The organism is Gallibacterium trehalosifermentans (assembly GCF_042433055.1).
In the GTDB taxonomy this organism is placed as follows: domain Bacteria; phylum Pseudomonadota; class Gammaproteobacteria; order Enterobacterales; family Pasteurellaceae; genus Gallibacterium; species Gallibacterium trehalosifermentans.
Window position 1 is genome coordinate 34,424 of the sequence record NZ_JBHLWB010000005.1, and the last position, 13,643, is coordinate 48,066.

Below are 13,643 nucleotides of genomic sequence, written 5' to 3' on the forward strand. Positions count from 1 at the left end.
CTATGAGTGAATTTATTCGAAATTATCAAGGGTTATTATTATCTTGTTGTGTATTAATTGTAATCTTAATTTTATATAAAGCATTAAATATTACGGCTAAAACCCTATTTAAGGGAATTTTATATCGAGATCGATTTTGGTTTATTACATCTTTTGTTTTAATTTTTTGTCAATTAGTCTTTTTAGAAAGTGAAACTAATAGCGTTATATATATTATATGTACTATGTATTCGGGTCTGATATCTACAGGATCATTAATATATCTTTTTTCTAAAAAAATAGATAATATAGATTTTACCGTTGTAGTAGGTATATTTATATTAATGCAATCAGCATTATCAATGTTAATTAGCAGTAAGTTTAATGATAATGATTATAATGTTAGTCTTATTCACGCGATGATTTATATTGGTTTACCTTCATTTTTACTTTTTGAAATAGATAAAAAAAGAAAGCAAGCTTCAAAAAATAATAATTCCAAAGAAATAAGTGAATCAAATATTGATTCAGTAAAATTTATTTTTAAATTAGTAGAGACATTTAATCATAGAGAAAAAAAATGACAAAACAATTCCAAATGCCTGATCGCTTTGAGGCGACAGCAGTCGAACAAGCGCTTTATAAACACTGGGAAGAACAGGGCTATTTTAAGCCGTCTGAGAATGAGAATGCACCGAGTTATTGCATTGCGATTCCGCCGCCGAATGTAACGGGGTCGTTGCATATGGGGCACGCTTTCCAGCAAACATTGATGGACACCTTGATCCGTTTTCACCGTATGGAGGGGGATAATACCCTTTGGCAGACGGGGACGGATCACGCGGGGATTGCGACCCAAATGGTGGTGGAGCGTAAAATTGCCGCTGAAGAGGGCAAAACTCGCCACGATTATGGGCGTGAAGCCTTTATCAATAAGATTTGGGAGTGGAAAAACTACTCAGGCGGTACAATCAGCCAGCAGATGAGACGTTTGGGTAACTCGATTGATTGGGATCGTGAGCGTTTTACGATGGACGAAGGCTTGTCAAATGCGGTGAAAGAAGTGTTTGTTCGCCTGCACGAAGAGGGCTTGATTTATCGTGGCAAACGCCTTGTGAACTGGGATCCGAAGTTGCACACGGCAATTTCCGATTTGGAAGTGGAAAACAAAGAGAGCAAGGGCTCGCTCTGGCATTTCCGCTATCCGCTGGCAAATGGAGCAAAAACCGCTGATGGCAAAGATTATCTCGTGGTGGCGACCACACGTCCTGAAACTGTGTTGGGCGATACTGCCGTTGCCGTTCACCCTGAAGATGAACGCTATCAATCGCTGATTGGTAAAACGGTGGTGCTACCGTTGGCGAACCGTGAAATCCCGATTATTGCAGATGATTATGTGGATCGTGAATTTGGGACAGGCGTAGTGAAAATTACCCCAGCTCACGATTTCAACGACTACGAAGTCGGCAAACGTCATCAATTACCGATGGTTAATGTGATGACCTTAAATGCCGATATTCGTGAGCAAGCAGAGATTATCGGTTCAGACGGTAAAATTTTAGAAAATTACACCGCCCTTATTCCGCAAGATTATCAAGGCTTAGAACGTTTTGCCGCTCGTAAAAAAGTGGTGGCAGACTTTGAAGCCTTAGGGTTGCTCGATGAAATCAAACCGCACGATCTCAAAGTGCCTTATGGCGACCGTGGCGGTGTGCCGATTGAGCCGATGCTGACCGATCAATGGTATGTGAGCGTTAAACCGTTGGCAGAAGTGGCAGTGAAAGCGGTGGAAGACGGCGAAATTCAATTTGTGCCGAAGCAGTACGAAAACCTCTATTTCTCGTGGATGCGTGATATTCAAGATTGGTGTATTTCTCGCCAACTTTGGTGGGGACATCGCATTCCTGCGTGGTATGATGAGGCGGGTAACGTCTATGTGGCACGAGATGAAGCGGAAGTGCGGTCAAAATATCAACTTTCCCCAGACCTTGTGTTACGCCAAGATGAAGACGTGCTAGACACTTGGTTCTCATCAGGTTTATGGACATTCTCTACCCTCGGCTGGCCTGAGCAGACGAAAGATCTGAAAATGTTCCACCCAACCGATGTGTTGATCACAGGCTTTGACATCATTTTCTTCTGGGTCGCACGAATGATTATGTTCACAATGCACTTTATCAAAGATGACAATGGCAAACCGCAAGTGCCGTTTAAAACCGTGTATGTAACAGGGCTGATCCGTGATGAAAATGGGGCGAAAATGTCGAAATCGAAGGGCAACGTACTTGATCCTATCGATATGATTGATGGCATCAGCCTTGACGATCTGCTTGAAAAACGCACAGGCAATATGATGCAGCCACAACTGGCAGAGAAGATCGCCAAAGCCACTCGCAAAGAGTTTGCCGAAGGCATCGCTGCACACGGCACAGACGCACTGCGTTTCACCCTTGCTGCCCTTGCCAGCAACGGACGCGACATCAACTGGGATATGAAACGCCTTGAGGGCTACCGCAATTTCTGTAACAAACTCTGGAATGCCAGCCGCTATGTGTTGATGAACCTGAATAACCTTGAGTTAGCAGAGGGCGAAATGCAGTTCAGTGTAGCAGACCGCTGGATTCAAGCGGAATTTAATCAGGCAGTGAAAACCTTCCGTGAAGCCTTGGCACAATACCGCTTCGACTTGGCAGCCAACACCATTTACGAGTTCACTTGGAATCAGTTCTGCGACTGGTACGTTGAGCTCACCAAGCCTGTCTTTGCCAACGGTAGCGATGCCGAAAAACGTGCGGCACGCCACACCTTGATTAACGTATTGGAAAAATTGTTGCGTCTTGCTCACCCAATTATTCCGTTTATCACCGAGGAGATTTGGCAACAAGTGAAAGGTTTTGCAGGCGTGAATGGCGACACCATTATGTTGCAACCATTCCCACGTTATGACGAGAGCCTTGACGACCCACAAGCGATCAGCGAAATCAATTTTGTCAAAGAAGTGATTGTTGCAGTGCGTAACGTGCGTGCGGAAAATAACATTCCACCAAGCAAAACGCTAGAATTGCTGGTGCGTAACGCCAATGCTACAGAGCAAAAAACGCTCGAAAATAACCGCACTTTAATTCAAGTGATGGCAAAACTCGAGCAAATTGCGTTGCAAAAAAATGACGAAAACGCACCGCTTGCGGTAACAAAATTGGTCGGCAATGCCGAAATTCTCGTGCCAATGGCAGGCTTTATTGACAAAGAAAAAGAGTTAGCACGCCTTGCAAAAGAGATCGACAAACTCAACGCAGAAGTGCAACGGATTGAGAACAAACTCAACAACGAAGCCTTTGTCGCCAAAGCCCCAGAGCAAGTCATCGCCAAAGAGCGAGAGAAAATGAAGGGGTATTTAGATGGACTTGATAAATTACGTCAACAATATGCGAGTATTGAAGCACTGTAGTTTATTGTAAGCAAAATAAAGGGTAACTTAGTTACCCTTTATTTTTTATCTAATTAAAAAACTATTCTTTTACTCCAGCAATATGGTAATTAATCTGCCAATATAATAATTGTTGATAGGCTTTAATTTGTGCAATTTCATCATTGCTAATTTCAACTATTCCTGTTGTAAGACCAGTTTCTCTATCCCATTGATATTTTATGATATTTTCAGTGTGAATATCATAAACTGCGTCTGGGGTAGCAATAACAGTTTCATTAAAGGCAAAATTAAAGGTATTGTCTGCTTGTGTAGATAACAAATTTCTCCCACCTAAATGCCAATATTCACAATCCGATAAACTAAGTGCATAGAGGGTTGGCATAATATCTTTGTGTGAACCTAAACGATAAGGCTGAAAATCAATATTAATTTGTTGTTTAAGTTGTGGTGGAAGATGAATAAAAAATGGCACGGTTTTATCGAGAAAAAGATCTCGTGGAAAATGATTTTCCATTGCTCGCATATGGTGATCGCCAGAGGCGGCAATAATTGTACGTTCAGCACAAGGAGTTTGTTCAATAGATTGAATAAATTCACCTAGCGCATTAGCCGCATATTGGAATGCTTGCAAAATATTTTTTTGTTCATTGAGATCTTTTGCCAAAATTTTGCCATTTAATACAGTTGGATCAACGGGGTAAGGTTGATAATGATTTGGTGCTTTAAATGGCGGGTGATTGGTCATCGTAAGAATATTTATAAATAGTGGTTGCGTTGCTTGTTGTAGTAGTTTTTCGGCTAATTTAAAGGCATATTCATCTGCAACACCCCAATAAGAAAGTGATTCTTTCGCTTCAGGAAAATTATCAATAATTGTATTTTGATCATATAGCTGATCTACTCCTTGTAGTGGGAGATAATTCGCTAAATTACGCCACATAATATTGCCAGCGGTAATAAAAATGGTTTTATACCCTTTTGCTTTATAGGTGAAAAATGGTGTCTGTTTTAATGTTAAATTTTGTGCCACAGATTGGCTAATATTTTGAATTGGACTATGAAAATAGAGTGAGGCAAGTGATGGCGCCGTACCATTATAATCAGCAGTAACATGCTTAAATAAGAAGTCTTGTTGAAAATAAGGGCGTAATTTTCCTAATAAATCATTCGTTTGAGGCTGATCAAATTGTAGAAAATTATTACCAAAGCTTTCCATTAATGCCATTACAACGTGAGGTGGTTGTTGTTCTAAAAAGATATTTTTTTCTGTTTTTGCTGTAAAAAAGGTAGGAATGAGATTCTGTTGTATCGGCTGTTGGGTAAATTGTTGGAAAGTGGTAATCAGTTGTTCACCTTCAGTTATGTTCACTGGTGCAAATTTAATATCTCGTTTTCTATCTTCGAATGCCCATTTCATTGCGATAACCCCGTTCGGCACCATTTGATTGATGATACTTAATGCTGAAACCTGAGCGTGCATTTTGGCGAGTGGGTGAGTGAAAAAATAACCGCGAGCAGCATAAGCTAAATAAATGAGTGAGGCGGTAGCATAAAGATAAATCGCTAATGGATTAAGTGGTGCTAAAGGTTGAGCAGTAAGAAAATAATAAAAAATGAATGCTGGTATTAATGCTGCTATGAGGGTGAATAAAAATAATTTTATGATTGGATAATCTTCATAAATATTATTAAGTACCGCTTTCGTATCATCTTCTACTAAACCAAATATAAAAATATTGTAGTAGCTTTTATAGGTTTTAAAGTAAAAGTAGTTACCAATATTAATACCTATAAAGAATAAGGAAATAATAAATAGATAGAAGCAAAATCCTACTAGGATAATTTTTTCAAGAGAAAAGAGCGCAAAAATTGAACCAATTATAAAGGGAATAGCAATAATAATCGCGCTGATTTTAGCGTCATAGCGATAGCCCATTCGCCACATACGGGAAATAGATTGCTGATTTTCTGTTTGTTGATAGATTTTGGGATCAACAAAATGTTTAATCATATAGTGGCGAATAAGTGTGGTTTGTAAAATGTAATAAACAAATAATAGTGTGAGAGAAAATAAAAAATTGCTATAAAAAATCATAACGTATAATCCATTTTATTTTTCACTAAACCAAATCAAGGTTGCCATTCTGCCCGTTTGTTGATCTCGGCGATAAGAGTAAAATTTCTCAGGATCAGAGAAAGTGCAATATTCTCCACCGCTAATATTATCTGCTAATACGCCCGCTTGCTGTAAACGTAATCGAGCCAGTTGATAGAGATCGGCAAAATATTTATCGGTATGTTCTGGATCTGGGCGAAAAGCTTGTGCAGCTAATGAATATTGTTCACAAAAGGTGTGTTTTACTTCTGCGCCCACTTGGAATGCGGTTGGACCAATCGCGGGAGCTAACCAAACCTTGATTTGATCTGCTGCAGTTTTAAATTGTGCCAAAGTGTTTTCTAAGATGCCTGCTGCTAATCCTCGCCAACCAGCGTGCGCAGCTGCTACCTCTGTTCCATTTTCCGCCGCAAATAAAACAGGCAAACAGTCAGCAGTCATAATTAAACAAACTTGGTTTGCTTGGTTGGTGTAACAGGCATCTGCGGTGAGATTATCATCTGTCAGAGGTAACTGTTTTACTGTTGTTCCATGCACTTGCGTGAGAAATTGTGGAAATTGTGGTAGTTGAAATTGTTCCACTAACTGTTGGCGATTTTTTTGCACTGCGTCAGGATCATCGCCAACGTGATCACCTAAATTTAGCCCAGCAAATACACCACAACTCTGACCACCGAGACGTAATGTACTGAAAGCGTGGATATTTTGTGGGACTTGCCAAGTTGGATAGATCGCATTCATTTAATAGTCTAGCTCATCTTTGTGTAATTCATAGTCTGCTTTTAGTGCATCAACTAAAGCAACAAAATCATCAGGTAAAGGTGCATACCACTCCATTAATTCACCAGTAATGGGGTGTTCTAAACGTAGCATAATTGCGTGCAGTGCTTGACGCTGAAATTGGCGTAGTACAGTGAGTAATTCCTCGCTTGCTCCTTTCGGTGGTTTTGGACGACCACCGTAGGTTTGATCGCCTAATAATGGGTGAGCAATATGTGCCATGTGCACCCGAATTTGGTGGGTTCTTCCTGTTTCAAGGCGTAAGCGTAAACGGGTATAGTTACGGAATCGCTCCATAATACGATAGTGTGTTACTGCAGGCTTACCCATTGGGTGAACTGCCATATGGGTACGCTTAGTTGGGTGGCGAGCCATAGGTTGATCTACTGTTCCGCCTTTCGTCATAATCCCGCTGGCTATCGCTTCATATTCACGGGTAATTTGACGTTTTTGTAATGCACGCACGAGTTTCGTTTGGGTTTCAACGGTTTTGGCAACAACCATTAGCCCAGTGGTATCTTTATCTAGTCGATGTACAATGCCTGCACGAGGAACTTCTGCAATCGCTGGATAATGATAGAGTAAACCATTTAATACGGTATTATCTGGGTTGCCTGCACCAGGGTGTACCACTAAATCTTTTCTTTTATTAATCACTAATAAATGTTCATCTTCATAAATGATATCGAGTGGAACGGCTTGGGGTGTAAAGCGAGTATCCTCTTCTATTTCAGCTTGCATGATAATTTTTTCTGTACCGAATACTTTTTCTTTTGGGATTGTGATCACTTTGTCATTTACTTGAACTAATCCAGCTTCGATCCAAATTTTTATCCGAGAACGGGAATATTCTGGAAACAATTCCGCTAAAGTTTGGTCTAAACGTTGACCTAATTGATGAGGTTGAACCTCAGCTGTTAATTTAAGGTGTTTCATAGTGATTATAATTCCAGTAACATAAACATTTAATTATTTGTTGATACGCTATACAATAGCGACGAAAGATGAAATTAAAGTTATGATTGTACCTTAACTATTAACGAGTTTACAGACTGAAAATAAAGCGAACGATGAATTGTTCGAGACGTTTTCTCAATAACATCGAGGATCTATGATGAGTATGAATAAGATAAAAGTAATTGCTGTAACAACCTTATCGGCATTGGTATTGGCTGGTTGTTCTGGAACACCTGAGCAAGTAGAACAAGCGCCTGTTCAGGCGTTATATCAACAAGCGCAAGAGTATTTGCAAAATGAAAATTATCGTGAGGCAATTCGTTATCTCGAAGCGACAGATAGCCGTTTCCCATATGGTGAATATGCGCAGCAAGCTGATTTAAATTTAATTTATGCTTATTATCGTAATGAAGATTACGTGAACACACTTTCTACCGCAGATCGTTATTTACAAAAATATCCGCAAGGACCCTATTTAGATTATGTGTTATATCTTGCAGGGTTAACGAATATGGCGTTAGGGGATAACCTTTTCCAAGATTTCTTTGGGGTCGATCGTGCTTCACGTGAAACCAAGCCGAGAGAAGATGCGTACCATAATTTTGAAACTTTAGCGCGTTACTTCCCAAATAGTGAATATACAAAAGATGCTGTACAACGAATGCAGTATATTCGTGAGAGTTTAGCGAAACATCAATATGAAATTGCAGAATTTTATCAAAAGCGTAATGCGTATGTAGCTGTGGTAAATCGTATTCAGGATAATTTATTACGTTTATATCCAGAAACCAGTTATGCTTATAAAGCATTGCCACTGTTGCAACAAGCTTATGCTGAATTACATTTGGATAAACAAGCTGATGAAATTGGTAAGGTATTAGCCAATAGCAAGGAAAAGACATTTCCAGCGTTAGTAAAACCTGAATCCGCTCCAGATGTCAAACCACCATTAAAATAACTATCGAAAAGGAGTGTGGTCAAGTACCACACTTTTTTTATTCCTATTACTTCACCAACCGATATAAATCTTTGCTATAAAAGATCTGTGTTGGATTATTTAAATCATAGCCCGCTAAATTTGGAGCAATATAAACAGGTAAATAATACTGGAATAATGGTAAAACAATAGCCTCTTGAACTAAGGTATCTATGATTTTTTGGTAAAGTTGCTGACGCAACTCAGGATTAATTTCTATCATGGCTTGTTCTAACCATTGATCCACTTGTGGATTATGATAATGAAGTAAGTTATCAGGGCTTTTTGAGTGAAAATTGTTTAAAAAGGCAGAGGGATCATTATAATCGGCACACCAACCACTACGAATCAGTTGAAATTCCTGTTGTGTATGTTGAGTAGCCCATTCTTGCTGTGTTTTAGCTTGTAATGACACTCGGATAAGATCGGATTGCGAAAATTGGCGCGACAGGTTTTGGGCGATTTGTTGATTTATTGTAGTGTCATCATAAGTTAAAGTGATATGCAGTGGTTGCTGATTAGTAATCTTAGCCTGCATCAGTAACTGTTCTGCTGGTGCTAAATTTAAATAGCTATTAAATCGCATTGATTGTGGTAGTAAATTAACGCTTGCTTTACCATTGATAGCAACATTATTAATCGCTGATTGACTAGAAATTAGACTGATCAGTGCTTGTCGAATCAGTGGGTTTTGTAATGTTGGGTGATGAGGATTTAACTCATAGTAATAGCTACATAGTTTTGGCACTTGCTGAATTTTGGTATTGGATTTAGGCGGTAAAAATTGCCAGTCAATGCTGATTGATGAGAGATTTGTGCGCCAATATTCTACTTGTTGAAAAGAAACATGTATTTTATTCCAATAATAAGGATTAGCCATTAATAGGATTTTCTGCTCATCTATTTTGGTTAAGTGATAACCACCATTATATTTCCCATTTTTGACAGGCACTAAAGCAATATGAGCCAACATCATTGGCAAGTGAGCATTGGCTTTATCTAATTGAATTTCTAATGTATGAGGATCAATGGCTTTAATACCGAGTGCGGTAGCAGGTAATCTATTTTGTAGAATTTCTCGTGCATTCTGAATAGCAATAAACCCTAAATATGGCGATAATGCAGTTTTATTGGTCAATAGGTTTTGCCAACTATGAACAAAATCTTCTGCAGTAACCTCACTGCCATCAGACCATTTTGCCTCTTGACGCAAATGAAATATCCAGTTTTTGTGATCCTTACTTTCCCAAGATTGCGCCACTGCTGGCATAATATTTCCGTGGATATCATAGCTAACTAATCCTTCATAAAGATCATAGAGCAGCGCTGTATTTTGCAGATCGTTGACTTGATGAGGATCGAAAGTGAGTTGTGCAAAACTACCAGCTCGTACTAATGTTGTCGTAGATCCTGATACTGCAGATGATGTATTGCTAGTGGTAGGTATATTCTGTTTTTGCTGATCGCAAGCAATCGCAAAAAACAAGCAACAACAAATAATAATCGCAAATTTGCTTTTTGATAATGGCTTCATTAGTGCAATAACCCTGGAAATAAGTTAGAAATACCTGCAACACAAATTTCAATACCTAGTGCCATTAGAATCAATCCCATGATACGCGTAACCACGTTGCTGCCTGTTTTTCCAAGATATTTCATAATTATCGGTCCAGAGCGGAAAATGGCATAACACAAGAAAGAAAAAATAATAATTGCTAAGGCAAAACCAAGCCAATCAAGCCAATTATTGTAACGAGATGCCCAAACAATAGTTGAACTGATTGCACCAGGACCAGCAATTAATGGCATCGCTAACGGCACAACAGCAATACTTTCATTATCAGAAAAATTGGTCGCTCGCTCTTCTTTATTTTGTTTTTCTTCCCCTAATTTACCGCTGATCATCGTCATCGCGATTGAGATCACTAAGATACCACCAGCAATACGGAATGAATTAATTGAGATACTAAAAAAATTAAGCAGAAGTTGACCAATCAATAGACTTGTTAGTAACACAATGCCGATAGCAGTTGAAGTAACGATCATTGTTTTTTGGCGTTCTGCTTCATATTGGGTGCTGGTCATACTCATAAAAATGGGGAGCGATCCTACTGGATTGGTAACCGCAATTAGACCAATAAAAAACTGCATATAAATAGAAAAATTCTCAATAAATAACATAATTTTGCGTAATTAGAGGAATGATTAACAACTTATTCTGGTATCAGAAAAGGATTATTGGCATGCAGCCGTAATCACAATTTCAACTTTCCAATCTGGATTAGCCAGTTTAGCTTCAACAGTTGCACGAGCGGGCGCTGAACCTGCAATAACCCATTCGTCCCATGCCTGATTCATTGCTGCATAATCTTGCATATCTGCTAGGAAAATTTCCGCACGTAAAATACGCGATTTATCAGATTGGCTTTGCGCTAATAAATTATCAATGAGTTGTAAAACTTGTTTTGTTTGCCCATAGGCATCTAATGAAGTATCTTCTGGAACTTGCCCAGCTAAGTAAATGATACCACTATGAATCGTGGCTTCCGATAGGCGATCGCCTGCATCAATCCGTTTAATTTCGCGCATAAAGCACTCCTTAAAAGTTATATCTCATTAGCGAGATTCAAGTTAAAATTGTTTGCTATTATCAACTGTTAGGTCGAAAAATGAAACTATTAATTTCTAATCAACATGGGGCGATTGTGATGGCATTATTGCCTTTTTGTTATGGGGTATTACTATCAACACCGATCGTATTACATTTGAGTTTACTTTTGGCGTGGTTTTCGTTGTATTTAATGACTTATCCGTTTTTAGCTTTATTTAAAGGGCGTAATTTAGCAATGTATTGGCGTTGGACATTGGTTTACGGAGGGATAAGTTTATTATTTGCGTTACCTGCAATTTGGTATAACCCGACTATTCTCTATTTTTTAGTCGCCATGTTGCCATTTGTCCTTATCAATATTTATTACTCCAAAACAAAAAATGAGCGTGCGTTTCTCAATGATTTTGCTGCGATTATTATTTTTGCGCTCGCAGGTATGTGTGCTTATTATTTCCCGCAATCGCAATGGGATTACCATATAATTGAAGTTGCCTTGTATCCAAGTCTCTTTTTTATCGGCACAACGCTCTATGTTAAAAGTGCCATGCGTGAGCGCAAGAATCCTAAATACTATTATGTGTCTTGTATTTTTCATTTTCTTTGCGTGTTATTCCCCTTAGGGCTATCAAATATTTTATTGAGTATTGCTTTTTTGCTACCGTTGATAAGAGCAGTAGTGTTACCACAGCAGAAATTATCAGTGAAACAGATTGGTTTAATCGAGTTTGCTGTTTCATTCTATTTTTTAGTAATGTTGTATTGTGCAACAGGAATGAACTGATTTGGCTTTTTGCCTATCTTTGTTCACTAACAAAAAAATGCTAGAATCTAGCCCTTTGTGATTTAAAGTAGCTTAGAACAATGAGTCAAGAGATTTATAACGCTAACGATATTACCGTTCTAAAAGATCTCGAGCCAGTACAGTTGCGCCCGGGAATGTATACAGACACCGCTAGACCAAACCATTTAGGTCAAGAAGTCATTGATAATAGTGTAGATGAGGCTTTAGCTGGGCACGCAAGCAAAATAGAGGTTATTCTCTATCCTGATCAATCCTTAGAAGTTATTGATAATGGGCGTGGTATGCCTGTTGATATTCACCCTGTGGAAAACATCTCGGGGGTAGAGCTCATCTTAACGAAACTGCACGCAGGTGGGAAATTTTCTAATAAAAATTATCAGTTTTCTGGTGGGTTGCACGGTGTAGGAATTTCAGTAGTAAACGCGCTGTCTGCACGCGTTGATGTAACTGTTAAGCGTAATGGAGAGGTTTATCATATCGCGTTTGCCGATGGTAAAAAAATTGAAGATCTAACTGTTATTGGTAGCTGTGGTAGAAGAACCACTGGTACAACCGTGAAGTTTTTACCTAATCCTAAATATTTTGATTCAGCAAAATTTTCTGCCTCCCGTTTGCGTCATTTATTGCGAGCTAAAGCCGTTCTCTGTCCTGGTTTAGAAATCAAATTTGTTGATAAAGTTAATCAAACCGAAGATATCTGGTGTTACCAAGATGGCTTATCAGATTATTTATTGGAAGCGATTGATGGTGTAGAAACTGTTCCAGAAAAACCATTTATTGGTGAATTTAAAGCCTCCACTGAAGCGGTAAGTTGGGCATTATTTTGGTTACCTGAGGGAGGGAATATTGTTGGTGAAAGTTATGTCAATTTAATCCCAACGTCATTGGGTGGAACACACGTGAATGGATTGCGTCAAGGTTTATTAGACGCGATGCGAGAGTTTTGTGAATTCCGCAATTTATTACCTCGAGGTGTGAAACTAACTGCCGATGACCTTTGGGAGCGTTGTGCTTATATCCTTTCATTAAAAATGCAAGATCCACAATTTGCAGGGCAAACCAAAGAACGTTTATCTTCACGACAAAGTGCGGTGTTTGTGAGTGGTGTTGTCAAAGATAGTTTTAGCCTTTGGTTAAACCAAAATGTGCAACAAGCTGAACAATTAGCCGAAATGGCGATTGCCTCTGCACAACGTCGTTTACGCAGTGCCAAAAAAGTGGTGCGTAAAAAATTAGTTAGTGGTCCCGCACTTCCGGGCAAATTAGCCGATTGTACCCAACAAGATCTCTCACGCACAGAATTGTTCTTGGTGGAGGGGGATTCTGCTGGTGGCTCAGCAAAACAAGCACGAGATCGAGAATATCAAGCGATTTTGCCATTGCGCGGTAAGATTTTAAATACTTGGGAAGTGGCGGCTGATCAAGTGTTGGGTTCGCAAGAGATTCACGATATTGCCGTGGCATTAGGGATTGATCCTGATTCAGATGACCTTTCACAATTACGTTATGGTAAGGTGTGTATTCTTGCAGATGCGGACTCAGACGGCTTGCATATTGCGACATTATTGTGTGCATTATTTTTACGTCATTTCCCGAAATTGGTGGAAGAGGGACACGTTTATGTGGCAATGCCACCACTTTATCGTATTGATTTAGGCAAAGAAGTTTATTATGCCCTTGATGAGGGAGAAAAAGAGGCGATTTTAGAACGCTTACAAAGTAAACGCGGTAAAGCTAATGTACAACGTTTCAAAGGGCTAGGGGAAATGAACCCATTACAATTACGTGAAACAACAATGGATCCGAATACTCGCCGTTTGGTACAACTGGTCTATCAACCCACTGCTGTAGAGGGAGAGCAACAAGATCACACCTTTGAAATTTTAGATATGTTATTAGCGAAAAAACGAGCAGATGATCGTAAAAATTGGTTACAAGAAAAAGGTGATCATGCTCAACTGAGTGTATAGAGTCGAATAATAGAGAGAAAAT

General features: G+C 39.1%; 11 protein-coding genes. 5 read left to right on the forward strand and 6 right to left on the reverse strand.

Going from position 1 to position 13,643, the window contains the following annotated elements; genetic code table 11:
* The first annotated feature begins 2 nt into the window (after positions 1-2).
* Positions 3-563 (forward strand): hypothetical protein, encoded by a 561-nt coding sequence (locus ACFFHK_RS05790; protein WP_382370471.1) that lies wholly within the window; start codon positions 3-5, stop codon positions 561-563.
* Entirely contained in the window at positions 560-3,427 is a 2,868-nt protein-coding gene (locus ACFFHK_RS05795; protein WP_382370473.1) for a valine--tRNA ligase, read from the forward strand. The genes ACFFHK_RS05790 and ACFFHK_RS05795 overlap by 4 nt, the downstream gene beginning before the upstream one ends.
* 61 nt (positions 3,428-3,488) lie before the next feature.
* On the opposite strand, the gene ACFFHK_RS05800 is transcribed toward ACFFHK_RS05795, so the two are convergent.
* From ACFFHK_RS05800 to rluD, 3 genes are read right to left on the reverse strand one after another with little or no spacing between them, the layout of a single operon-like run.
* Positions 3,489-5,504, reverse strand: coding sequence for an LTA synthase family protein (locus ACFFHK_RS05800; protein WP_382370474.1), 2,016 nt, complete (start codon positions 5,502-5,504; stop codon positions 3,489-3,491).
* A 15-nt stretch (positions 5,505-5,519) separates the two neighbouring features.
* On the reverse strand, positions 5,520-6,266 hold the full coding sequence (pgeF, locus tag ACFFHK_RS05805) for a peptidoglycan editing factor PgeF (RefSeq protein WP_382370476.1): 747 nt from the start codon (positions 6,264-6,266) through the stop codon (positions 5,520-5,522).
* Positions 6,267-7,241: a 23S rRNA pseudouridine(1911/1915/1917) synthase RluD gene (rluD, locus tag ACFFHK_RS05810; protein WP_382370478.1), complete on the reverse strand. Its 975-nt coding sequence runs from the start codon at positions 7,239-7,241 to the stop codon at positions 6,267-6,269.
* Between the two features lie 184 nt (positions 7,242-7,425).
* Here rluD and bamD point away from each other — a divergent pair, with 184 nt between their 5' ends.
* Positions 7,426-8,220: an outer membrane protein assembly factor BamD gene (gene bamD / locus ACFFHK_RS05815; protein ID WP_382370480.1), complete on the forward strand. Its 795-nt coding sequence runs from the start codon at positions 7,426-7,428 to the stop codon at positions 8,218-8,220.
* A gap of 46 nt (positions 8,221-8,266) precedes the next feature.
* Here bamD and ACFFHK_RS05820 read toward each other — a convergent pair whose 3' ends face one another.
* The 3 genes from ACFFHK_RS05820 to ACFFHK_RS05830 are packed head-to-tail and all read right to left on the reverse strand — an operon-like array spanning position 8,267 to position 10,827.
* A complete protein-coding gene (locus tag ACFFHK_RS05820; protein WP_382370482.1) occupies positions 8,267-9,772 on the reverse strand; it encodes a peptide ABC transporter substrate-binding protein in 1,506 nt (501 codons plus the stop codon).
* A complete protein-coding gene (locus tag ACFFHK_RS05825) occupies positions 9,772-10,419 on the reverse strand; it encodes a YchE family NAAT transporter (RefSeq protein ID WP_382370484.1) in 648 nt (215 codons plus the stop codon). Before ACFFHK_RS05825 ends, ACFFHK_RS05820 begins: the two co-directional genes overlap by 1 nt.
* Before the next feature lie 54 nt (positions 10,420-10,473).
* Positions 10,474-10,827, reverse strand: a complete 354-nt coding sequence (locus ACFFHK_RS05830; protein WP_382370486.1) for a RidA family protein — start codon at positions 10,825-10,827, stop codon at positions 10,474-10,476.
* 80 nt (positions 10,828-10,907) lie between these two features.
* On the opposite strand from ACFFHK_RS05830, the gene ACFFHK_RS05835 reads away from it, so the two are divergent.
* Both ACFFHK_RS05835 and parE read left to right on the forward strand, forming a co-directional pair.
* Entirely contained in the window at positions 10,908-11,630 is a 723-nt protein-coding gene (locus ACFFHK_RS05835) for a YwiC-like family protein (RefSeq protein WP_382370488.1), read from the forward strand.
* An 80-nt stretch (positions 11,631-11,710) separates the two neighbouring features.
* Positions 11,711-13,621: a DNA topoisomerase IV subunit B gene (gene parE, locus ACFFHK_RS05840; RefSeq protein WP_382370490.1), complete on the forward strand. Its 1,911-nt coding sequence runs from the start codon at positions 11,711-11,713 to the stop codon at positions 13,619-13,621.
* Positions 13,622-13,643: the final 22 nt, after the last annotated feature.